Source organism: Terrabacter terrae (genome assembly GCF_039529575.1).
Classification (GTDB): Bacteria; Actinomycetota; Actinomycetes; order Actinomycetales; family Dermatophilaceae; genus Terrabacter; species Terrabacter terrae.
The window spans coordinates 1-1,420 of the sequence record NZ_BAAANB010000119.1 but is presented as its reverse complement, the minus strand read 5'-3'; the positions used below and the strand labels follow the sequence as shown (position 1 = coordinate 1,420).

The window sequence follows — 1,420 nt, the reverse complement described above, 5'->3', positions numbered from 1 at the left end:
CGTGGAAGGCGGCTCCCGTCAGGCGCACCCGCTCGAAGTGGGTCCCCTGCTGGTCGTCGTACGCCTGGTCGGCCATGCCGGTCCTCCTCCCTCTCGGCGGTTCAGGGGAAGCGTAGGACCGAGCAGCGACAGCGGTGGCGCTTCAGCGCGGGCCGATGCCGGCAGCGACCAGTGAGACCGACACGCATTCAGAAGACGGGATTGACCAGCCCGGCACTCAGGCCCGCCGCCGTGCCGATGACGAGGCCGAGGACCTCCCCGATCGCACAGCCGGAGAGGCAGTGCGGCGTCGCGCTGGCCGCCATCCATACGAGCCCATGCGCCGCGGCGCCATTCCCCCGCCCCGCGCACGGCGTTGGGACACGCTCACCGGACAATCACTCCCAAAACGGTCAGCCACGACGGGTTCGTGGGTACGTCAGCGTCGATGGCTGCGCCGCGGGGTGCGGCCGTCACCGTGGGGTCTCGGGTTTGCTCGTGGAGGGGTGGCCCGGGGCCCCTCGTACGTCCACGTCCCGGACGACCTCGTTGCGGCGCAAGAACGCCGGCACGATCGCATCTGTCGCCGTTCGACCGGCTCGGTCATCGCGGTGGGCCGGGACGGCTCCTGCAGGACGGGGGCGGTCACGGCGACCTTGGTCGCCGCACGTCCCTGCGCGCGTATGCCGTCCCGCCGACGAGAAGGGCAGGTGCGGGCCTGCCGTGCCGGGCACGCGAGAATGCTTGGCATGACAGACGTCGCGCGTCCCGACGAGGCCCACCAGCTGCTCCTCGCCCACGTCGACCGCAGCCTCACCGGTCGGCTCGAGGACCCGGCCGTCGTCGCCGCCGTCGTGGGGATCGAGCGGCTCGTCGCCGCAACGGGTTCCACGGATGAGGCAGTGCTGCGGGCGGCTCTGGCCGGCGAGCCGGTCGCCGGGACGGACCCCGGAGTGGTGGCAGCCCTCGTCGGGGAGGGCCGGGCCCACGTGGCGACCGGCCTGATCCGACGAGCCTCGGGACAGCCGGCCGACGCCGCGGTGGTCAACCCGGCCTCCGGCGGCTACGACATCACGACCGACGCGACGCTGCTGCGCGCTGCGGTGCGGGCGGCGCAGGGCTCGATCGACGCGATGCCCTACTACGGCGCCCGCTACGGGGAGCGCGGCTCGCGCTTCGCGACGACCGACTCGGCGTGGCTCATCTCGCTCGCCGGTCTCGGCGAGACCCGCGCGATCCGGCAGGTCGAGTGGCTCTCGCGGGTCCTCGCCGCTCGCGGCATGCCGTCGTGGCTGCTCGAGATCCACCTTGAGGCACTCGTGGCGGAGGTCCGCGCGGTGGCCGGCGACGAGGCGGTGGGCGCCCTGCCGGCAGCGGCGAGTGCACTGGGGCAGGCGCGCCGGCGCCACGTCGACGACGACCTGATGCAGGCCGCGGAGGG

At 73.7% G+C, this 1,420-nt stretch carries 2 protein-coding genes; one reads left to right on the top strand and one right to left on the bottom strand.

The annotated features are described in order from the left end of the window. Positions 1–188: 188 nt before the first annotated feature. A complete protein-coding gene (locus ABD194_RS19720) occupies positions 189–305 on the bottom strand; it encodes a DUF4396 domain-containing protein (protein ID WP_343994672.1) in 117 nt (38 codons plus the stop codon). 423 nt (positions 306–728) lie between these two features. On the opposite strand from ABD194_RS19720, the gene ABD194_RS19715 reads away from it, so the two are divergent. Then, the coding region (locus ABD194_RS19715; RefSeq protein ID WP_343994669.1) for a hypothetical protein at positions 729–1,420 on the top strand (692 nt) is incomplete at its 3' end.

Coding starts and splice junctions, on each gene's coding strand:
- ABD194_RS19720 (WP_343994672.1), bottom strand. CDS start 305: ATGGCGGCCAGCGCGACGCCGCACTGCCTCTCCGGCTGTGCGATCGGG.